The sequence below is a fragment of the Amycolatopsis sp. NPDC089917 genome (genome assembly GCF_040684635.1).
Classification (GTDB): domain Bacteria; phylum Actinomycetota; class Actinomycetes; order Mycobacteriales; family Pseudonocardiaceae; genus Amycolatopsis.
The window spans coordinates 1-20,236 of the sequence record NZ_JBFBGL010000002.1 but is presented as its reverse complement, the minus strand read 5'-3'; the positions used below and the strand labels follow the sequence as shown (position 1 = coordinate 20,236).

At 68.7% G+C, this 20,236-nt stretch carries 19 protein-coding genes and 1 pseudogene; 9 read left to right on the top strand and 11 right to left on the bottom strand.

Features of this window, described 5'->3' with window-relative positions:
• Positions 1 to 7: 7 nt before the first annotated feature.
• Complete coding sequence (locus tag AB0N89_RS02200; protein WP_364199289.1) at positions 8 to 1,162, bottom strand: FAD-dependent oxidoreductase; 1,155 nt, start codon at positions 1,160 to 1,162, stop codon at positions 8 to 10.
• Positions 1,155 to 2,318 carry a phosphoserine transaminase gene (gene serC, locus AB0N89_RS02195; protein ID WP_364199287.1) on the bottom strand — a complete coding sequence of 388 codons (1,164 nt, stop codon included), beginning with the start codon at positions 2,316 to 2,318 and terminating at the stop codon, positions 1,155 to 1,157. Before serC ends, AB0N89_RS02200 begins: the two co-directional genes overlap by 8 nt.
• A gap of 195 nt (positions 2,319 to 2,513) precedes the next feature.
• Here serC and AB0N89_RS02190 point away from each other — a divergent pair, with 195 nt between their 5' ends.
• On the top strand, positions 2,514 to 3,848 hold the full coding sequence (locus AB0N89_RS02190; protein ID WP_364199285.1) for a UDP-glucose/GDP-mannose dehydrogenase family protein: 1,335 nt from the start codon (positions 2,514 to 2,516) through the stop codon (positions 3,846 to 3,848).
• Here AB0N89_RS02190 and AB0N89_RS02185 read toward each other — a convergent pair.
• Positions 3,818 to 4,480 carry a response regulator transcription factor gene (locus tag AB0N89_RS02185; protein WP_364199723.1) on the bottom strand — a complete coding sequence of 221 codons (663 nt, stop codon included), beginning with the start codon at positions 4,478 to 4,480 and terminating at the stop codon, positions 3,818 to 3,820. The genes AB0N89_RS02190 and AB0N89_RS02185 overlap by 31 nt on opposite strands.
• On the opposite strand from AB0N89_RS02185, the pseudogene AB0N89_RS02180 reads away from it, so the two are divergent.
• A pseudogene (locus tag AB0N89_RS02180) lies at positions 4,368 to 4,622 on the top strand (aldo/keto reductase); the annotation flags it as partial. The gene AB0N89_RS02185 and the pseudogene AB0N89_RS02180 sit on opposite strands and share 113 nt — an antisense overlap.
• A 429-nt stretch (positions 4,623 to 5,051) precedes the next feature.
• Here AB0N89_RS02180 and AB0N89_RS02175 read toward each other — a convergent pair.
• From AB0N89_RS02175 to asnB, 8 genes are read right to left on the bottom strand one after another with little or no spacing between them, the layout of a single operon-like run.
• Entirely contained in the window at positions 5,052 to 5,351 is a 300-nt protein-coding gene (locus tag AB0N89_RS02175) for a hypothetical protein (RefSeq protein ID WP_364199727.1), read from the bottom strand.
• 4 nt (positions 5,352 to 5,355) lie between these two features.
• Positions 5,356 to 5,976 (bottom strand): LysE family translocator, encoded by a 621-nt coding sequence (locus AB0N89_RS02170; protein WP_364199283.1) that lies wholly within the window; start codon positions 5,974 to 5,976, stop codon positions 5,356 to 5,358.
• A 33-nt stretch (positions 5,977 to 6,009) separates the two neighbouring features.
• Positions 6,010 to 6,933 (bottom strand): ornithine carbamoyltransferase, encoded by a 924-nt coding sequence (locus tag AB0N89_RS02165; RefSeq protein WP_364199281.1) that lies wholly within the window; start codon positions 6,931 to 6,933, stop codon positions 6,010 to 6,012.
• Positions 6,934 to 6,947: 14 nt separating this feature from the next.
• The gene (locus AB0N89_RS02160) at positions 6,948 to 7,934 is read right to left on the bottom strand and encodes a pyridoxal-phosphate dependent enzyme (protein WP_364199721.1); all 987 of its coding nucleotides are present in this window, start codon (positions 7,932 to 7,934) and stop codon (positions 6,948 to 6,950) included.
• A 57-nt stretch (positions 7,935 to 7,991) separates the two neighbouring features.
• Positions 7,992 to 8,270 (bottom strand): CDGSH iron-sulfur domain-containing protein, encoded by a 279-nt coding sequence (locus AB0N89_RS02155; RefSeq protein ID WP_364199279.1) that lies wholly within the window; start codon positions 8,268 to 8,270, stop codon positions 7,992 to 7,994.
• Complete coding sequence (locus AB0N89_RS02150; protein WP_364199277.1) at positions 8,270 to 9,280, bottom strand: iron-containing redox enzyme family protein; 1,011 nt, start codon at positions 9,278 to 9,280, stop codon at positions 8,270 to 8,272. The genes AB0N89_RS02155 and AB0N89_RS02150 overlap by 1 nt, the downstream gene beginning before the upstream one ends.
• Before the next feature lie 37 nt (positions 9,281 to 9,317).
• Positions 9,318 to 10,382: an ornithine cyclodeaminase gene (locus tag AB0N89_RS02145; RefSeq protein WP_364199275.1), complete on the bottom strand. Its 1,065-nt coding sequence runs from the start codon at positions 10,380 to 10,382 to the stop codon at positions 9,318 to 9,320.
• A 20-nt stretch (positions 10,383 to 10,402) separates the two neighbouring features.
• Complete coding sequence (asnB, locus tag AB0N89_RS02140) at positions 10,403 to 12,232, bottom strand: asparagine synthase (glutamine-hydrolyzing) (protein WP_364199274.1); 1,830 nt, start codon at positions 12,230 to 12,232, stop codon at positions 10,403 to 10,405.
• A gap of 390 nt (positions 12,233 to 12,622) precedes the next feature.
• Between asnB and AB0N89_RS02135 the strand changes: the two genes are divergently transcribed.
• Genes AB0N89_RS02135 through AB0N89_RS02105 form a run of 7 tightly spaced genes read left to right on the top strand, consistent with a single transcriptional unit; the run spans position 12,623 to position 20,053 of the window.
• Entirely contained in the window at positions 12,623 to 13,939 is a 1,317-nt protein-coding gene (locus tag AB0N89_RS02135) for a phenylacetate--CoA ligase family protein (RefSeq protein WP_364199272.1), read from the top strand.
• Positions 13,936 to 15,672, top strand: coding sequence for a prenyltransferase/squalene oxidase repeat-containing protein (locus AB0N89_RS02130; RefSeq protein WP_364199270.1), 1,737 nt, complete (start codon positions 13,936 to 13,938; stop codon positions 15,670 to 15,672). Before AB0N89_RS02135 ends, AB0N89_RS02130 begins: the two co-directional genes overlap by 4 nt.
• A 28-nt stretch (positions 15,673 to 15,700) precedes the next feature.
• Positions 15,701 to 16,108: a hypothetical protein gene (locus tag AB0N89_RS02125; protein ID WP_364199268.1), complete on the top strand. Its 408-nt coding sequence runs from the start codon at positions 15,701 to 15,703 to the stop codon at positions 16,106 to 16,108.
• Positions 16,105 to 16,407, top strand: a complete 303-nt coding sequence (locus AB0N89_RS02120; protein ID WP_364199266.1) for an acyl carrier protein — start codon at positions 16,105 to 16,107, stop codon at positions 16,405 to 16,407. The genes AB0N89_RS02125 and AB0N89_RS02120 overlap by 4 nt, the downstream gene beginning before the upstream one ends.
• Positions 16,404 to 17,417: a class I adenylate-forming enzyme family protein gene (locus AB0N89_RS02115; protein ID WP_364199264.1), complete on the top strand. Its 1,014-nt coding sequence runs from the start codon at positions 16,404 to 16,406 to the stop codon at positions 17,415 to 17,417. The genes AB0N89_RS02120 and AB0N89_RS02115 overlap by 4 nt, the downstream gene beginning before the upstream one ends.
• The gene (locus tag AB0N89_RS02110) at positions 17,417 to 18,826 is read left to right on the top strand and encodes an amidase (RefSeq protein WP_364199262.1); all 1,410 of its coding nucleotides are present in this window, start codon (positions 17,417 to 17,419) and stop codon (positions 18,824 to 18,826) included. Before AB0N89_RS02115 ends, AB0N89_RS02110 begins: the two co-directional genes overlap by 1 nt.
• 27 nt (positions 18,827 to 18,853) lie before the next feature.
• The gene (locus tag AB0N89_RS02105; protein WP_364199260.1) at positions 18,854 to 20,053 is read left to right on the top strand and encodes a 3-deoxy-7-phosphoheptulonate synthase; all 1,200 of its coding nucleotides are present in this window, start codon (positions 18,854 to 18,856) and stop codon (positions 20,051 to 20,053) included.
• The last annotated feature ends 183 nt before the right edge of the window (positions 20,054 to 20,236 follow it).

The following is a 20,236-nucleotide window of genomic DNA, read 5'->3' as shown; positions in this document are numbered from 1 at the left end:
GGGAGACTCAGCGGTGCAGGCGAGCCAGTTGTCCCGGTGTCGTGTTCTCCTTGCTCTGGAACCGTTCCCGCGGTCCCAGCCCGAACTCGGGCAGCGGTTGCTCGCCGCCCTCGATCAGGTCGACGGTGTACTCGCCGAAAGCGGGCCCGAACTTGAACGCGTGCCCGCCCCCTCCGGCCAGCCAGGCACCCTCCGAACCGGGCACCGGGGCGAGCAGGAAGTGCTGATCGGCGGTCAGTTCGTATTGGCAGACGTGTCGGGACACCAGCGGCGCCTCCGCCAACGCCGGGAACCGGTGCCCCAGCGCCCAGCGGGCGGCCTTCTCCGCCTCCGGATCGGGACGGCGGTCGGCCAGGTCGGGATCGATGACCGGTGCGGCTCCGAGCGCACCACCGACCTTGAAACCGCTGTCGTCGACATCCCCGGCCCCGTACGCGCCGCCATCGACCCACACCGGCAAGCCCGGCGTGCGCCACCGCGGTTCGACGCCGAAGTAGAAGACGTTCTGCCGGATGGACTCGATGTCCACCAGCTGCGGAAACCAGCGGCCCAGCCACGGGCCGCAGGCCCAGATCGTGCGGTCGGCGGGCAGCACCTCGCCGTCCACGATCGCCCGGCCCCGTGAGTCCGGCCGGGCGAGGGCGACGCGCAGCCGGGCTCCCGCCCGCAGTGTCCGGCGCATCAGGGTCAGTACGCCCAGCCGGGCCCGCAACACCCCGCTGCTCGGCTCGTGGAGCACGAATTCGAGGTCGTCGCAACGCACGTCGGGGAAGAAGTCGCGGGCGGCTTCGGGTTCGAGCCGCTCGACCGGCAGTCCCAGCGTTTCGAGACCGCGGGCGCTCTGTTCCTCGAATTCGGCGTCCCCTCGGGCGAACCACACGACGCCGACGTTGTGAAAGAGGTCGATTCCCTCCTCCGCCCCGATCTCCTGCCACAGTTCCCTGGCCCGCCAGGCGCGGCGGGTGTACCAGGCGTCGATGTCGCGACCTCCGCCGTACGACAGCCGCAGTACCCGGGAGGTGTCGTGGCTGGAGCCCCGCACGTGTCCCGGCGTGTACTGCTCGACGACGGTGACCGACCATCCTCGCTGGACCAGGCTGTGCGCGATGGACGCGCCGACGATCCCGGCGCCGATCACCACCGCGGTAGGTGCTTCAGGCATTGGCTCTCCTTCCTCGCCCGGCGGTGTCGCCGAGCAGTGCGACGGCGTGGTCGATACAGGACAGGAGCGCTTCGGCGTCGGCGATGTCGATCGCCGGGAACATGCCGACGCGGATCTGGTTCCAGCCGAAGCTGCGATGGGGCTCCAGGTCGAGGATTCCGTGCGCTCGCAGCCCAGCGACCATGGCCGCCGCGTCGACGTGTCCGGCGAACTCGACGGTCGCGACCACCGGCGAGCGCTGGGCCGGGTCGGCGACGAACGGCGTCGCGTAGGGCGAATCCTCGGCCCAGCCGTAGACCAGCTCAGCCGTTTTCGCCGCTTTGGCCGCGGCGCCGGCGAGCCCGCCGAGACCGAGCAGCCAGTCGATCTGCTCGGCGAACAAGAACAGCGACGCCACCGAGGGGGTATTGAAAGTGAGGTCCCGCGCCGAATGCTCGAGAGCGGCGGGCAGGCTGAAAAACTCGGGGAGATAACGACCGCTCGCCGCGATCTCCTCGGCGCGGGCCACCGCCGCCGGGGACATCAGCGCGATCCACAGTCCGCCGTCGGCGCCGAAGCACTTCTGTGGAGCGAAGTAGTAGACGTCGAATTCTTCCGGCCGCACGAGCATGCCGCCCGCGGCGCTGGTCCCGTCGACCAGCACCAGGCCCTCGGCGCCGGGCACTCGCCGGATCGGCATGGCCACGCCGGTCGAGGTCTCGTTCTGCGTGAGCGCGTAGGCGTCGACGTCCGGCTCGGCGCGCGGCTCCGGGTGGGTTCCCGGCGGGCTCTCGATCACCGAAGGCTCGGCGAGCCAGGGCGTGCCCCTGTCGACCGAGGTGAACCGGCCGGAGAACTCGCCGAAGGACAGGTGCTGGGCGCGGTGCCGGATGAGTCCGTGGGTGGCGATGTTCCAGAAGGCCGTGCCACCGCCGTTGCCGAGCACCACCTGGTACTCCTCGGGCAGGGCGAACAGCTCCCGCAGGCCGGCGCGGACCCTGCCGAGCAACGCGCGCACCGAGCCCCGCCGGTACGAGGTCCCCAGGAAGCCCGCGCCGCGCGAGGCGAGCGCGTCCAGTTGTTCGGGTCGCACTTTCGCCGGGCCACAGCCGAATCTGCCGTCGGCGGGCAAGAGGCCGTCAGGAAGGCTGAAATCCACTACTCGATCGTCGGGCACAGCACCGGATCGTAGAGCCTTTCCGCGACCGTCGACGTTCACCGGTGCTTCTCTGTGGGACATTTGTGGATGACCTGTGGAAGTCGTGTGGAACAGTGAAAAATGGTTGATCATCGGCGAATTACGGCTTGACCCCGGCAAGCGGAACGAAGCAATATCGGACCGGCAACCCAAGCCACCGAGGGGATATCAGTCATGCGAATAACCGTTCTCGGGACCGGCTATCTGGGTGCCACGCACGCGGCCTGCATGGCCGAAATGGGATTCGATGTCCTCGGCATGGACACCGATCCGGAGAAGATTTCCGCGCTCTCCGCCGGCACACCCCCGTTCTACGAGCCGGGCCTCGAGCGTCTCGTCCGCCGTCATCTGAAATCCGGCAGGCTCAGATTCACTTCCTCGTACAGCGATGTCCAAAGGTTCACCGCCGACGCGCTCACCCTGCATTTCCTCTGCGTCGGAACGCCGGAGAAGAAGACGGACAGGGCGGCCGATCTCCGTTTCCTCGACGAGGCGATCGATCGCTTGGCCGTCGTTCTGCGCGGGCCGAGCCTGGTGGTCGGGAAATCGACGGTCCCGGTCGGGACCGCGGAGCGGCTCGCTCACCGCCTGAAAGAGAACGCGCCCGCCGGCGCGCACGTCGAACTGGCTTGGAATCCGGAATTCCTGCGCGAGGGGTTCGCCATCGGCGACACGCTCGACCCCGCGCGGCTCGTCTTCGGTGTGAGTTCGCCGCGTGCCGAATCGCTGCTGCGCGAGGTGTACCGGATCCCCCTCGACCGCGGCGTCCCCTTGGTGGTCACCGATCTTCCCACGGCGGAACTGGTCAAAGTGTCCGCCAACGCGTTCCTGGCCACCAAGATCTCGTTCATCAACGCCATGGCCGAGGTCTGTGAGAGCACCGGCGCCGACGTCACCCACCTGGCCCGCGCGCTCGCCCACGATCCGCGCATCGGCGGACAGTACCTGCTGCCCGGCCTGGGTTTCGGCGGCGGCTGCCTGCCCAAGGACCTCCGGGCTTTCCAGGTCCGCGCCGGCGAACTCGGCGTCGGTCACACCTTGGGTTTCCTGCGCGAGGTCGACGCCGTCAATCTCCGCCGACGGCGCCGGATGGTCGACCTCACCCGCGAAAGATGCGGCGGTTCCTTCCGCGGCAAACGGGTGGCCGCCTGGGGCGCGGCGTTCAAACCCGGCTCGGACGACATCCGCGATTCACCCGCGCTCAGCGTCGCCGCTTCCATCCAGCTCCAGGGCGCCGAGGTGACCGTGTACGACCCGAAGGCCGCGGACAACGCGTACAAGAGTTTTCCGAACCTCACCTTCGCGAGTTCCGCGCTGGAGTCGGCGATCGGCGCCGACGTGCTCCTGCATCTCACCGAATGGCCGGAGTTCCGCGAACTCGACCCGGCGGTGATCGGCGCCGTGGTCGCCGCACGCCAGGTCATAGACGGCCGCAACACCCTGGACGCGAGGCGGTGGCACGAGGCGGGCTGGAGTTTTCACGCGCTCGGACGTCCCGCCCGCCGATAGCGGTCTCGGCACATCGAGTCCTCCGTGCCCGGCCGCGGGTCCCCCGCCCGGCCGGTGTCGTACGCCCACATCGCGATCTCGACCCTGTTCCGGGCGCCGATTTTGGCCAGCAGGCTGGCGACGTGGGTCTTGGCGGTCGTCAAGCCGATGAAGAGCTCGGCGGCGATCTCGGCGTTCGTGCGGCCGCGGGCGACCAGCATCAGCACCTCCTCCTCGCGTTCGGTGAGCGGCTCGATCGGTTGGGTCCGCCGGCTCGACGGTTCCCTGGCGGCGAGCGTGGCCAGCAGTCGCCGGGTGATGTTCGGCGCGATCAGGGCATCGCCGGCGGCGGCTGCATGGACGGCCTGGACGAGCAGCGCCGTCCCGGCGTCCTTGAGCAGAAAGCCTCGGGCGCCGGCCCGGAGCGCGCCATGGATGTACTCGTCGAGGTCGAATGTCGTGATCACGACTACCTCGATCGGGTCCGGGACGCCCCGCCCTGCGAGGAGCTTGGTCACCTCGATGCCGTCGTACTCGCCGTTGGGGCGAGGGTTCCTGACCGGCACCCTGGACCGCTCCACGCTGGGAGAGAAGGACTTCCGGCGCACCAACCCCCGCTTCACCGGCGAGGCGGGCGAAGCCGACGAGAAGATCGCGCGGACCGTGCGCGAGGTGGCCGACCGGCTCGGTGCCACCCCGGCCCAGGTGGCGCTGGCCTGGGTGTACGCCCAGGCCGAGCGGCTCGGGGTGGCGGTGGCGACCATTCCGGGCTCCCGCAGCCCGGGCCGGCTGGAGCAGAACGCGGCCGCGCTGGAGCTCGTCCTGGACGCCGAAGCGCTGGCCGCGCTCGACCCGCTGAGCAGCCAGGTGGCGGGTGAGCGCTACACCCCCGCACACCGCCGAGGTCGCTCGGGGCTAGCCGGCGCCACGAATGAAGCCTTCGGAGACCCTGCGAGAGCATCCGGCTGCTTGATCGCCCTCATCGGAAGTCTTCCGGCGGCCCGCTCAGTTCGAAGCTTGCGGTGGCCTGAGCCTGTTTCGCTCCCTGTTTCGAGGAATGGTGTCCGATCGACGATCGCATGGTCGGCGACCGCCTCGGATCGATACGGAATCCTGCTTTCCGCCTGCCGGTATTCGCTGGGATCACTGACCTTCTCGGCACGTGATGGCCCTTCCCGCGAGGGAAGGGCCATCACACTTCAGAGGAGCTTCACAACCCGTTCGTCAAGAACCCGAACCCGGATAGCTGTCCCGCACGGCGAAGGTCACTTCGCCCACCAGTGCACGGGCAGCGTCCAGCGCGTTGTGAAGCGTGTCGATGTCGCATTGCGTTCCGCGCTGCCGAAGTTCGATCAGCGACACGGCACAGGTGAGGGCGCTGTCGACCGCGGCCATCAGCGGATCACCGGACATCCGCAACACGCCCCGAGCCCGTTCGACAGCGTCGACGGCACGCCCCACCTCGCTGCCGGTTTCGACGAACTTCTCCTGCCACAGCGCCGATTCTTCTTGTTGTACGACCACACCGTCACACTCCCACCAAGGCCACGACTCCGAGTCCCAGCAAGATCACGCCCACCACCGAATCCAACGATCGTTTGACCCGCGGCCGGTTCAGGAACGGGTGGAGACTTCCGGCCGCGAACGCGAACCCGAACAACCACAGGGCGCTCACCGTGACGTAGATGGCGAAGAGCACGAGTTCCGCGCCCAGGGCCGACGCGGCCGAGCCCGGGAGGAACTGCGGAAGTATCGACAGGTAGAACAGGCCGATCTTCGGGTTCAGGCAATTCACGAGCAGCCCACGCAGGAAGAAGCCCTTGCTCCCGCGATCTTCGTGTTCCGGCGCGGACGCGGCCGCCGTCACCGCCGACCGCAAGGCCGTGATCCCGAGCCAGATCAGGTAGGCCGCGCCGATCACGGTCACGATCCGGAAGGCCACGCTGCCGTTGGCCAGCAGCGCGGCCAGCCCCGCGACCGACGCGACGCCCCACAGGACGATGCCGAGCAGGACACCGCCCGCGGTGCGCACCGCCGCCGGACGTCCGGCGGCGGCACTCGTCTGGAGCAGCAACGCCTGATCCGGCCCCGGCACGATGACGATGACCGCGGCCGCGGCCGTGAAAGCGAGCAAAGTAGCTGTCGTCAAGCGGTCCCCCCGCGTTGTTCACACACGAGTTGTTCATCGAGCGTCGCGGTAGATCCACTGCAGGATCGCCACCGCGCTGCCGTACTTCATCCGCGCCTGTTCCCAGGCGATCGAGCGGTCCCCGTCGAGCACCGATCCCTTGACCTCGTCACCGCGGTGCGCGGGCAGGTCGTGCATGAATACCGCCTTCGGCCACCGGGCCATGACTTCGTCGTCCACATGGAACGGACGGAAGTCCTCCCGCCAGTCCGCGCTCGGCTTGGCCGTCCCCGTGGTCTGCCACCGAGTCGTGTAGACGACGTCGGCGGTGATGTCGACGGCGTCGAGGTCGTGGGTCTCGAGGAAACGGGAGCCCGAGGCCGCGCCCTTGTCCTGCAACGAACCGAGCAGCGCGGCGTCGAGTCCGTAGCCCTTCGGCGTGGCGAAAACCACTGTGACACCACGATAGGTGCTCAGGATCTTTCCCAGCGCTACGGCCGTGTTGTTCCCTTCGCCGACATACAGCACCGACAGGCCGTCCACCTGGCCGAAGTGCCGAAGCATCGACGCCGCGTCGCAGACGCCTTGAGTCGGATGTTCCTGCGCCGCCATCGCGTTCACGACCGGCAAACCGCTGCTGTGGGCCACCAGTCGCATGTCCTCCAACGGGCCCGCTGTGCGCATCACCAGACCGTCGAGCATCGCGCCGAACATCCGGCCGGTGTCGTGCAAGGACTCGCCGGTGTTGAGCTGGAGATCGCCGGGGCCGTACGGGATGACCGAGGCCCCGAGCCGTAACGCGGCCGAGGTGAACGCCGTCCGCGTGCGCGTCGAGGTCTTGGCGAAGTAGACGCCGAGAACCTTGCCGGAAAGCCGTTGTGCCAACGGCTCCGGCCGATCGAGCACGTCGGCGGAACGCTCGACGATTCCGTGCAGCTCCTCGGTGTCGACGTCATCGAGAGAAAGAAAACCGACCATGCTGCGTACCCCCGTCAGATCAAGACCAGCGAATTGTCCACGACCCGCGTCGAGCACACCTCGGGGAATTCCCGGTCCGCCCTCGACGTGAGCTCTTTCGCGCGGCGCCAGTCCGGCGAATAGATCGTGTCCTCGTAGCGATCGCCGCCGTCGGGACAGACGACGACCACGTGCTCGGCGCCGAGACCCTCGCCGATCCACCGCAGGGCACCGGCGACCGCGGCGCCCGAACTGCCGCCGACCCGGACGCCCAGTTCACTCGCGACCCAGTCGCACGCGGCCACCGCTTCGGCCGCGGTCACCTTCACGTTCAGGCAATCCCGTCCGTCCACGAAGGACGAGGTCCGGCTCGCGCCGATCCCGTTGAGGCTGCGGGACGCCGGCGGGCCGCCGAGCGCCACCGAGCCCACCTCGTCCACCGCGACGCAACGCCAGGGCAAGCCGTTGTGCTTGACGTAGTCGGTGAACCCGCGCACCGTCCCCCCGGTCGACACGCCGAGGAAGACGTCGAGTTCTCCGTGCGGGACCGCGGAAGCGATCTCCGGAGCGGTCCCCTCGGAATGCGCGCGGGGATTGGCCGGGTTCTCGTACTGGTTCGGCCACACGAGCAGGTCTTCGACCGCCATCCGGTCACGGATGTAGGCCAGCCGGGAAAGCAGGTAGCCGCCCGTCTCGTCGGGATTCGTCACTTCCACGATCTTCGCGTCCGCGCTCCGCATCTGCCGCACGAGCTTGCGCGACGTCCGCGGGTCGACGACCGCGGTGAACTCCACCCCGCAGATCTGGGAGTACCTGGCCAGCGCGACGCCGAGATTCCCGGACGTCGACTCGATGATCCCGCCGCAGAGCACCCCCGACTCGAAGATCGAGGAGAGCAGGGAGTACGCCACTCGGTCCTTGATGGACCCGAACGGGTTCTCCTGTTCCAGTTTCAGCCAGAGATTCGTCGTTCTGCCGCGATATCTCGTCACGGCGTTCAGCATCGGGGTCCTCCCCGGCACCGGGCCGTGCAGTTCACTCGGCAACGTCTTCCCCTCCCCCTTGTACCAGTTCACTGGTCACGTCCGGTTCGACCGATCTCCATGGGTCACGCCCCTAGCCCAGATATGGCTTCCGTCGCAGAACGGCTTCTGCAGTGAACGTCCGCAACGGCAGAGCGCGATGGTCTTTCGCTGCGGATCTATCGGCTCGTCGGTCTGACTGCGCAGGTCGTAGTCGCCGCGGATGATGACCGGCCCGTCCTCGCACACCACGACCGTGGCCGGAGCGGGCTTCCGCGCCGCGGACCCGTTCTGCTGCCCGGCGAGGACTTCCCGATCCGATTCCCGGCCCGCCATCAGCCCGCCGCCGAAGTCACGACACGGAGAGAAGAATCCCCGCGTTCCCAGGAGGACAGCAGGTGCTCGTTGGCCCGTGCGCCCAGTTCGGCCGTCACGACGGCACCGAAGACCATGTCGGACAGCTCACGCGGGTTGTCCCGCACGAACTTGCCGCACATGTCGTAGGCGGCGAGCTGCTCGTGGACGGCGTCGGCCACGATGTGCTCCTGGAAGAACAACCACGAGTCGTCCGACCCGTTCAACCGCTGCAGACCGTTCCGGAAATTGCGATTCACGTAATGCGAGCCGATTTCCGTCATCGCGAGATTTCCGAGCAGCGCTCCCCGGTGACGACCGTAGGTACCGAAATAGGATATCACGTTGACGTTCGCCAGCGAACAAGCCGGAACGTCCTCGAAATACGCGCCGAATTCGGTGCGCATGCCGAGCTCGGCGAGGGTCAGCTCGAACAACTGGGAATGCAGGCGACCCGGAATTCCGCCACCGTACTCGTCGGCCTGGATTTCCACCAGGGCCGGTTTACCGCCACCGCGCACCCTCGGGATGACGAGGCTGTGGTGGTCCGCCTCCATGAGACTGTAGACGGACCGGTGCATGAGGAACTCCTGGAACTGCTCCATCGTGGCGTCCTGCTTGAGGTACCGCGAAAGAGACCGTCCCGGGCTCGGTTTCCCGAGTTCCATCAGGAACCCGGGGAGCTTTTCCACGTCCACCACCGGAAGCGGGCCGGCGGTTTCCCGTAGTTCACGGGCGAAGCGGGCTTCGAGCCGCTTGCGCAACTCGACCAGTGAGGTATCCCATTCCCAGGTCTGCGCCGCTTCGCCGAAAAGGCAGTACTGGGGGCCGTAGCACAAGAACAAACTCAGCTGCAGGTCCTCGTCGGAGATGGACTCCACCTCGATCGCCGAAATGGCTCCCAGGACTGCTTCGTCGCCGTCCTCCGGAGAACGCCGGAAGACACGGACGAGGATTTCGCTCACCGGACCGCGATGGTTGGGCAACCGCACCTGAACTCCCTGAATCGATGGCGGTGGAACTTCCGGATCACACGAGCTCCAGCGCCTGCCCGATGTCCGCGCCGCTCGCCCGGCGCAGGACCGCGCCGAACAGCGCCACATCGAGAATGCCGAGCCCGAAAGGGTTCACGACGACGTAGCCGGTGTCCGGCCGCTCCGCGACGGTGTCGCCGGCGAGCAGTTCGCCGAGCGTCGCGGTGATCGAGGGCCGGTCTTCCTGCGCCTTCGCTGCGATTCGCCCTTCGTTGACCAGGCGGCCCAAGGGACGCCGGGGGTTTTCGACGATCAGCTGGACGTCGTCCACGAAGAGGGCGGACGCGCCGGCCAGGACCTCGTCGGTCAGATCGCCGAGCGAGACGTTGACCAGGAGCGACCCGGGCCGCACCCACTCCGGCTGGACGTACCCCTCGGCGACGGTGGTCAGGAACAACGCCGTCTCCGCGTCGGCCATCGCCTCGGCGGGTGTGGCCGCGACGGAGAACGAGACTCCCGGATGCCGGGCGGCGAGTTCGGCGGCGAGACTTTCCGCCACCGGCCCCCGCACGTCGCACAGGGTGATCCGGCTCAGCTCCGGGCATCGCGTGAGGAGCAGGGCGAGATGCACCCGCGCCTGAGTCCCGCACCCGACGACGGCCAGCGAGCGCGTCGCCCGGTACCCGGCGGCTTCGACGGCGATCGCGGTGACGGCGGCCGTCCGCACGGCGCTGAGCACGCCGACCTCCATCACCGCGGTGACCCGCGCGGTCCGCGCGTCGAAGCAGAGTCCGAGCCCACCGGCCCTTTCCAGGCCGAACTCCGGATTCGACACGCTGGCGTTGATGATCTTCATGCCGTAGGCGCCCTCGGCGCCGTTTTCGAGCACCGCGCCCGGCATGCCGATCGAGCGGCTGTAGGCGCCGTGCCGGTTGGTCCAGGACAGGTACGCCTCGCTCGGCAGGATCGACCGGCCGAAGTGATGACTCACCAGCGCGTCCTTGACCGCGGCCACGACGTCGATCCTCCCCAGGCACTCCACGACGTCGGCCCGGCTGAGGAACCGCACCGACTCCGGGGCGGGCCTCGCGAGCACGTCGGCGAGCCACAGGTTCTCCATCTTTCCTCCCGGCGGTCTGGTCACGAGTTCCACTGCTCCCGGTACCACTGGGCGAGGCTCAGCACGGTTTCCAGCGGGTTGCGCCGGAGCTGGGTGTCGAAGTGGCCGTCCGGCCTGCTCAGCAACTCGCGCAGCGCGCCCGCGTCGACGATGTCCAGTGCCGGCGAACGGTTCTCCGCGAGGAGGGTGCCGACGCGCCGTCGCAGATCTTGTTCGTACCGGGTGTCGGCGGTGGTCGGATACGGGCTCTTTTTCCTGTTCAGGACCGAATCGGGCAGCAGACCGGCCGACGCGCCGCGGAGCACGCTCTTTTCCCTGCCGTCGCTGGTCTTGATCTTCCACGGGATGTTGTGCACGTACTCGACCAGCCGGTGATCGCAGAAGGGCACCCGCACTTCGAGTCCGGCGGCCATGCTGAGCCGGTCCTTGCGATCCAGCAGCACCGGCAGCCAGCGCGTGAGGTGCAGATGGCCGAACTCGCGCATCCGCCGGTCTTCGGCGTCCTCTCCCGGCAGGTACTCGACCTCGCCGATCGCCTGCCGGTAGCGGTCGGCCCGGTACTCGCCGAACCGCGTGTGCTCGCGGAACTCGGCGGTCAGCATGTGCTCGGGGACGAACTGCATGGTGCTGAGCCAGGGGAAGTCCGCCGTGGCGACGACGTCGGGATCGTGGAACCAGTTGTAGCCGCCGAACACCTCGTCCGCGGACTCACCGGACAGCGCGACGGTCGACTGCTCACGGATGGCCGCGAAGAGCAGGTACAGCGAGGTGTCGACGTCGCCGAAGGTGAGCGGGAGGTCGTGCGCACCGAGTACCGCGTCCCGGTTCCCGTCCTGGGTGAGGGCTTCGTCCGGCAGCTCGATGGTCCGATGTGCCGTCCCGAGATGCCCGGCGACCTGGAGGGCGTACGGATTGTCCCGTTCGGGCCGGAAGGCACTGGCGCGGAAGTGTTCGGCGCTGCCGACGAAGTCGACCGAGAACGACCGGACCGGGCCTTCGCCCGCCTTGTCGAGGACGGCCGTGGCGATGGCGGTCAGCGCGCTCGAATCCAGGCCACCGGAGAGCAGGGTGCACAGCGGAACGTCGGTGATCAACTGCCTGCGCACGATGTCGACGAGCAGTTCGCGGACATGGGCGACCGTGTCCGGGATGTCCTGCTCGTGCGGAGCGGTCGGCAGCTTCCAGTACCGGGACAGCCTGCTGCCGTGGCCGTCGACGGTGAGGACGTGCCCCGGCGGCACCTCGTACAGGTCGTGGAACGGGGTCACGCCGGGAGTCTTGACCAGGCCCAGCAGATCGGCGAGCCCCTGGTGATCGAGCCGGGCGGTGAACTCCGGATGGGCCAGCACCGCCTTCGGTTCGGACCCGAACAACACCGCGTCGCCGGACCGCGCGTAGTAGAGGGGTTTGATGCCCAGCCGGTCACGGACCAGGAGCAGCTTCCGCACGCGCGGATCCCACAGCGCGAAGGCGAACATCCCGTTGAGGCGTTCGACGAAGCTCTCGCCCCATTCCAGATAGGCGTTGAGCACCACCTCGGTGTCGCCGTGGGTGCGGAAGACATGGCCGCGTGAAGCCAGTTCCGCCCGCAATTCGCGGAAGTTGTAGACCTCGCCGCTGTAGCAGAGCACGGCGTGCGGATCCTCGGGCGCGCCCGCGACCATCGGCTGCACACCGCGGCGCACGTCGAGGATGGCCAGTCTGCGGTGACCGAGTCCCACATACCGGTCCGACCACAGCCGTTCGTCGTCCGGCCCGCGGCGGGCCAGCGTGCTGGTCATGCGTTCGAGATCCGCTTCTTTCCACTCGTTGGGACGGCTGAGATCGATCCAGCCGGCGATTCCGCACATGACGCTCCCTGTCTTAGAGGCATGCTGGGTCTGCTCGATTCCCTCGCACGCTGCCATGACGAGTCGTTCACCCTCGCGACACGTGCCATTGGCTCGGCGCGACGGGGTGGACGAAAGAGGGTGTTTGACCGACCATGTCGGCGATATAGTGCAGACGAACGCACGACGGCAACTGCCGATAATTCATCTGGTCGAGGACTGTACTCAGCGCCCAACAGGGCCCGTACCGCCACCAGAGTGACGTCGGCGGCGATGGAGACAAAGGTCGCGTTGTCTCGCCGGACAACTTGCGTGAAGTTGGCGTTTAATGCTAAACTTCGTCGGCGTTCGAATCGCCATGGGGACACAAGGGGATCATCGACTGAGTTAATTCCTGGGGAGGAATTGTCCTTGATCATCAACAGCAGTGATCGGTTGCGCCTGGTGCGGCACGCAGGCGACGAGATCCGCGACCAGCAGCGGAGCCTGCCCGACAAGGGCTTCTACCTGCGAAAACTATCCGAGACGTGGCAGCGTGCCGGACAGACCGAGGCCTACGCCGGCCTCCCGGAGTACTCCTTTGCCCAGTTCGAGAAGCTCGGCACCACCAGTAAGCATCGCCTCAAGAAAACCCCTTATGAATTCCTGGCGACCCCGATCGACGCGGCGGCCAAATATTATGAAACCACCGGGACCACCGGACTTCCGACGCCGACCCCTCGGCTGGCGGAGGACATAATCTGGAACACCGTTTCGGTGGCCGAAGCCTGGCGCGATCTGTTACCGGAAAATGAACGCGTATTGATTATGCTGCCGTCGGACATCGTTCCCGTGGCGGACCTTATCGTGGGTGTCTGCGAGTACCTCGGGCGCCCCCATACACGGGCCTATCCGTTCGCCACCGGGATCTCCGACTGGGACCGGCTGATCGGTCTGTGCCGGTCCTTCCGGCCGACCACTGTTTTCGCCGCGCCCGGTGTGGCACTGCAGTTCAGCAGACTGGTCAAACAACGCGGGCTATTGGCGGAACTGAGCGCCGGCGTGAATCGGATGATGCTGCTCGGCGAAGTCAGCACCGCGCCGTTCCGGACCCGCCTCGGCCGGTGGTGGAACGCCTCCGCGCTGGACGCGAGCTACGGCAGCACGGAGACCGGCACCCTCGCCGCCGGCTGTGCCCGGGACCGCCTGCACCTGCTGACCGCCACCAACTACTTCGAACTCGCCGACGACGACGGAACGGTCCGCCCGCTGCCGGAATCCGGCGCCGGACGGCTCGTGGTCACCCCGCTCAACCTGCATGCCCGGTGCGTGCTGCGCCTGGACACCGGGGACGACGTGCGCCTGGGCGCCCAGTGTGACTGCGGTGACCGCGCCCCGGTGATCGAAGTGGTCGGACGCGGTTCCGACGCCGTGGCCGTGCGCGGCGCGAAGCTCACCGTGCGCGCGGTCGAAGAGGTGGTCTACGGCGAGACCGAGGCGACCGGCTATCTGATGGAGACCGACGCGCCCGGCGCGTTCGCCCGCTTGATCCTGGAACGGGACGTGCACTGGGACCGGGCGGGGGAAGCCACGATGGCCGACCGCCTCCAGCATTCGTCCCGCGAGGTGCTCGGCCTGGAATGGGACGAGGTGCTCTTCGTCAACCAGCTGCCCGCGAGCACCAAGAGCGGCGCGTCGCAGAAGAGCTGGAAGCGATCCAACTTCCGGGTACTGGGAGCGGGCGGATGACCGCGCGCCTCGCTCCCCACGCGCCGAAGGGGATCGCCGTCTCCACCGGTGAAGCCGACCTGTGGTGCACCTACGCCGCGGTCCGCACGGCCGCTTGGCTGGACCGGACCGGCGATCTCCCCGGTCGCGCGGCCACGATCGACTATCTGAGCAGCCGGCGCAACACCGACGGCGGCTACGCCTGGAGCAAGGGCATGGCCTCCGACGCGTGGGCGACGTTCTACTGCACCCAGGCGATGGCCGAACTCGGCGCCGAGATCCCCAAACTCGACGCGACACGGGGCTGGCTGCGCGAGACCTGGTCAGGTGACGCGTACGCGATGCTGCCCGGCCAGGCCCCCGACGTCTGGGCCACGCATTTCTCGGTGCGCAGCGTGGTCGAACTGTGCGGGGACGCCCCGCCGGACCTCGATCGGCTGGTGAGCTGGCTTCGCGCCTTGCAGGCGCCGGACGGTGGTCTCGGCTGGTCGCCGGAACACGCCGGTGCCGCCGATTCCGACGTCCGCGCCTGCTTCTACGGGGTGATGTCCTGGCGGGCCCTGCGGACCGTGGAACCGGAGCTGCCGCTTCCCTGGGACGGTCCCGCGCTCGTGCGCTGGCTGCGGGATCAGCAACAGGCCGAAGGCGGTTTCCGGTTCGGTCCGTCGGCGGACGTCCCGTGCCTGTGGGCCACCTATCGGGCGACAGCCGCGCTGGAGGCGCTGGGCGCGGCCCCGGCGGACCGGCGGTCTTGCCTCGACTGGGTGCTCGACCGCCGGACGGCCGACGGCGCGTTCGTCCGCTGGGCCGGTTACGACGTGGCCGACGTCTGGGCATCGTTCTGCGCGATCGGCTCGATCCGGTCGCTGGGCGCGGACACCGGCCCGCACGCCGGGTCCGTACTGCGCAGGCTGCACGAGCTCTCCTGCCCCTCCGGCGGTTTCACCTACCGCGAACCCGACCAGGCCGGGGACGCGCTGAGCACCGCCGCGACCGCTTTGACGACGGCGGCCGACGACCCGAGGCAGGAGCAGTGGCGCAGCTGGCTCGCCGGATGCCGCCTGCCGAACGAGGGCGGGGTCATGTACATGCCCGCCCGGGGCAGCGAAGTGCGGTGCACCCTGTGGGCGCTCGCCGCGGGAGCGGCCGACGCCGACCCCACCGCGCCGGCCGGAATCGCGGACTGGCTGGCGGATCTGCAGAACCCGGACGGTGGCTTCGGCTACTGGGAAGGCCGGGGATCGGATCTGGTCTCCACCGCGGCGGCGGTGGAAGCGTTGCGGTTGCTCGGGATTCCGGTCTCCGAGGTACTGGACACCGCGCGCCTGGCGGAGTTCGTCCTGGGCTGCCGTGACGAACAGGGCCATCGGCACGTCCCGGGGGCGCCTCCCACGCTCAGGGCCGGGCTGCAGGCGTTGCGGATCCGGGAACAACTGGGCCAGGCCGCGTCCGGCGAGCTGGCCGCTCTGCTCGAACGCCATCGGGTGCCCAGTGGCGGCTTCGCCAACGTCGGTTCGCGCATGCCGGACCTGCTGAGCACCTACGAAGCCGTCGTGACCGCGGACCGGCAGGGCATCTTCGTGGATTCCGCCCGGCTGACCGTCTTCCTCGACCGGCTCGTCCGGCCGGAGGGCATCGGGTGGACCCCGCTCGCGCCGACCGGCGGCGGCGCGCTGGCCGACTGTCTCGGCTCACTGCTCCGCGAACGGATCGAGGGACTCCGGGCGGACCTGCCCGCGCTCACCCTGTCCTGAAGGAAAACCCTTCCATCCTGGGGAAATCATGCCCACCATCACCATTCGCACGCTCGCGCTGTCCACTGCCGAACGCCGGGCCATCGCCGTCCGGCTGACCCGGTGGTTCGGCGAACACGACAGCGACCGCAGGCATGTGGTCGTGCGGTTCGAACGGACCGAGGAGGGCACGGTGTTCGTCGGCGGCCTTCCGGTCGAAGCCCTGCCACACGAAGACGAAGGGTTGCACCACGCCAGTGTCGTCTGCTGTGTGTCCGTCGGACGAGACGAAGCCTTCTACGACGAACTCGCCACCGTGCTCGCCGACTCGCTCGGCATGACCGCCGGAACTCCGTTCCTCTATCTGGAATTCCGGCCGACACCCAAGGAATCCGTGTACTTCGGCGCCCAGGGACGACTTCGTCGCGCGGACGCCACACTGAGGGGAAACCGATGACCTTATCTTCCGTGCCCACCCTCGACTCGCTCCAGACCCGGACCCGGACCGTGCTGGCCGGCTTGTTCGGCCCGGAGATCGACGGCCTGCCCGCCGACACTCCGCTCCCGGAAACGCTCGGCGACCGTTACGACAGTCTCGGCGCGATGGAATGCGTGACCGCGATGGAAAAGGAGTTCGGCATCGAGGTCGACTTCGTCGAGCACGACGTCCGCTACACCTTCGCGCAGCTGGACCGCATCGCCGAATTCGTCCATTCCCAGCTGGAGGACCGGGCCGTTTTCGGAGGGTCTCGATGACGGCGCCGGAAATCGCATTCCGCACGTCCGGGCACACGGGTTCCCCCGCCGTTTGGCTGCGCACCCCGGACCAGCTCCGGGCCGAGGCCGGGCTCATCGCGGACGAACTCGTCGGCGAGGTCGAGCAGATCGTCAGTTTCGCGCCGGTGGAGCACCTGTTCGGCCGGTTGTTCGCCCAGGTCCTGCCGGAGCTTCGCGGCGTTCCCGTGCACCATCTCACCCACGCGCCCACCGGCTTGCCGCCCGAGGTGGAGAAGAAACGGACGCTGTTCGTCTGCCTGCCGTCGAGCTGGCTGGTGCTGCGTCATCTGCTCGGCCAGCTCAAGGCACTCCCCTCGGCGGTCGCCCTGCACGGGACCGGGCCGACGGTGCAGGCCACCGGTGAGGTGCTGGCCGCGTTGTCCGGCACCGGTTTCCGCGCGTTCGAACTGTTCGGGTCCACCGAAACCGGCGGGATCGCACACCGGGAGATCACACCGCCGGGCACCGGGACGGGACGGTGGCGGCTCCTGCCCGACGTCGAGTTCGCCGATCCGAGCGCGGGTCCGGGACAGTGGCTCAACATCCGCAGCCCGCGGCTGGCCCGCCGCAGCGACATGGCGGCCCGGCCGGACACGTGGCAGCTGCCCGACGTGATCCACCGCGACGACCGGTCCTTCGAGTTCCACGGGCGGGCCTCCGCGCTGATCAAGGTGAACGGCGAGCGGGTCAACCTGGAGGAACTCGCGACCGCGCTGCGGAACTCGGTCGACGGTCTGGACGTGGCCTGCCTGCCCGTGCACGATCCCGTCCGCGCCGAGCACTACGAACTGTTCTACAGCTTCGATCAGGACCTCTCCCACCGGCAGATCTTCGCCCGGTTGCGGAAAGTCATGCACGACGTCACCCCGCCGCGAGCGGTGCACCAGGTCCGGCGCATCCCCCGGACCGCGACCGGGAAGATCGCGGTCACCGCCCTGTACGCGCTCACCCAGCAGGAACCCAGGGCGGCGCTGGAAGGAGCGAGCTGATGGCCGCGGCACCCCGTCCGCGCCCGTCCGATCCCGCCACTTCGCTCGGCGGCTACGCCGACCACGCGGGAATCGCCTACCCGGACGATCGCCCGGAACTGCCCGATCTGCTCGAACTACCGCTCGCCGAACGCTGCGACCTGCACGACCGGGGTGAGTGGGACGACCGGAAATGGGCGGAGCAGAACGAAACCTGGCATTCCGTGGCCGACGCCCGCTACCGCGCGGTCACCTCACGACGCGGCCCGGGACCGGGGACACCGCTGATCCGGATCGGTGTCAAGGACACCATCGACGTCGCCGGTCTGCCGACTTCCCTGGGCCTGCGGCACTACCGGCACCATCCGGTGGCGTCGGCGAGGGCGCTTTCCCGGCTCGACGGCGCCGAGGACCAGGTGATCGGCAAGGTCGTGAGCACGGAGCTGAACATCGGCGTCGGCTCGGGCTGCGTGAATCCCTACTTCCCGCACATCGACCCCGCCGGTTCGAGTACGGGTTCGGGGGTCTCCGTCGCGGCCGGTCTCTGCGATCTCGCGATGGGCACCGACGTCCTCGGTTCGGTGCGCTGGCCCGCCGGGCACTGCGGCACCGTCGGATTGCGGATGACGCACGATCCCGGGCTACTGCACGGCATTTTCCCTTTGTCACCACCGATGGACGCGGTCGGCTGGGTGGCGCGCACGGCCGAGGACCTCGCGTTCCTGTGGCAGCGTCTCGGGCTTCGCGCCCTGCTCGGCCAGGCCGGGCGACCGGTGCCCGCCCGGTACCGCGTCGGCGTGCCCACCGACGTCCGGGACGGCTCGTGCGATCCCGAGATGCTGGAGACGCTGGACCTGGTCCGCGTCGCGCTGTCCGACGACGGCCACGAGCTGACCGACCTCCGGGTGGGGGACGATCTCTGGCGACGCCGCGGCGACGCCTGGCAGCTCTGCGCCCGGCAGGCGTGGGACGGCTACCGGCAGTGGCGGCACTGGATCACCGTGCCGGTGCACCGGAGCACCGAACAGGCGCTGGAGGTCGGCGCACGAGTGACCGACGCCGAGTACATGGAGATCCTCGACGCGATGCACTCGTGCCGTCAGGCGAACGCCACCCGCTTCGGGGACGGCATGCACGCCTGGCTGCTGCCGCTGGATCCCTCTCCCCCACCCGATCTGCGGACCGGAAGCCCGGCCGCCACCACCATCCCGGCCCCGGGCGAAGCCGACTACGACCGGCGCATCGGGTACACCCCGATCGCCAGTTTCGCCGGACTGCCCGCCATCGCCGTGCCCGCCCGGCTCAGCCGGAGGAACCGCGCGCCGCTCGGGGTGCAGATCGTCGGGCCGCCCGGCAGTGAAGAACGGCTGATCGACCTGGCCCGGCGGGTACAGCTCCGGCTGAAACCGCCGGAGCTTCGCCCCGCGTGATCACCACCACCCGACCAGGAGACCGCGATGATCCCCCGGACAATGCCGGCAATCGCCGCCGCCCACCAACCCGACTGGTCCGCACCGGAGGAGCTCGCCGCCGTGCGGAACGAATTGCGCACCAGACCTCCGCTCGTCGACGCGCATTCCTGTTACGCGCTGGCGGGTGAACTCGAGTTCGTCGCCCGCGGGGAAGCCGTGGTGATCCAGGCAGGCGACTGTGCGGAGCTGTTCTCCGACTCGGAGCGGCACCGGGTCCAGGCCAAGGCCTCCCAGCTGCACCATCTCTGCGAAACCGCCGAAACCGCCGGGGTCCCGACCGTCCGCATCGGCCGGTTCGCCGGGCAGTTCGCCAAACCCCGCTCCTGCGCGACGGAAGTCCTCGCGGACGGCACGGAGATCCCGGTCTACCGCGGCGACGCAGTGAACGGCGTGACGCCCACGGCCGTGGCCAGGCGAGCCGATCCGGCGCGCATGCTGACCGCCTACGACCTCGCGGCGAGCGGCCTGGACGCGTTGTTCATGCGGCAACTGCTGCTTCTCGAGGGCGGCAGCGGGATCAGTTCGTTGCTGGCGCCGACCTACATCAGCCACGAAGCCCTCCTGCTGGACTTCGAACACGCGCTGCTCCGCCCGGACCCGGCCCGGGGCGGCAACTACGCGTCCTCGGCCCACATGGTGTGGATCGGTGAGCGCACCCGGCAGCTCGACCACGCGCATCTCGCGTTCGCCGAACAGATCACCAATCCCGTCGGCGTGAAGATCGGCCCGAACGCGACACCGGAAGAGCTGATCGCCATCGTCGACCGGCTGGCCGCCGGACATCGCCGGGGCAGGCTGAGCCTCATCATCCGCATGGGCGCGGAGAAGATCGCGGACCGGCTGCCCGCGCTGGTGACGGCACTCGGCACGCGCGCCGGGCAGGTGACGTGGCTGTGCGATCCCATGCACGGCAACACCAAGAAGACCACGGCCGGCCAGAAGACCCGGGTGGTGACCGAGATCCAGGCCGAGATCGCCCGGTTCTGCCGGATCCTGCGGGAGCACCGCGTCCACCCGGGCGGGCTCCATCTCGAAGTGAGCCCCGACCCGGTGACCGAATGCGTGGACACGGCGGCGGAGCTGTCCGGCGCCCTCGACCTGGACAGGTACGAGTCGGCCTGCGACCCCCGGCTGAACCCGGATCAGGCGCAGCGGGTCGTCCGGCATTTCACCCGATCGCTCTGATCCGCGCCCGGCGGGCAAGGTCGTTCGCGGCTGAGCCGGGTTTTGGGTAATGGCGGGTGATCTTCGGAACACCCGCCTTTTTTATGGGCACGGGCCGTACGACAGTGGCGTACGATGCTGCCGGGCAATGATCGCGGCCAGGTCGTGTCCTGTCAGTCGGCGAGGCGGAAGAGGAGGGTCCGA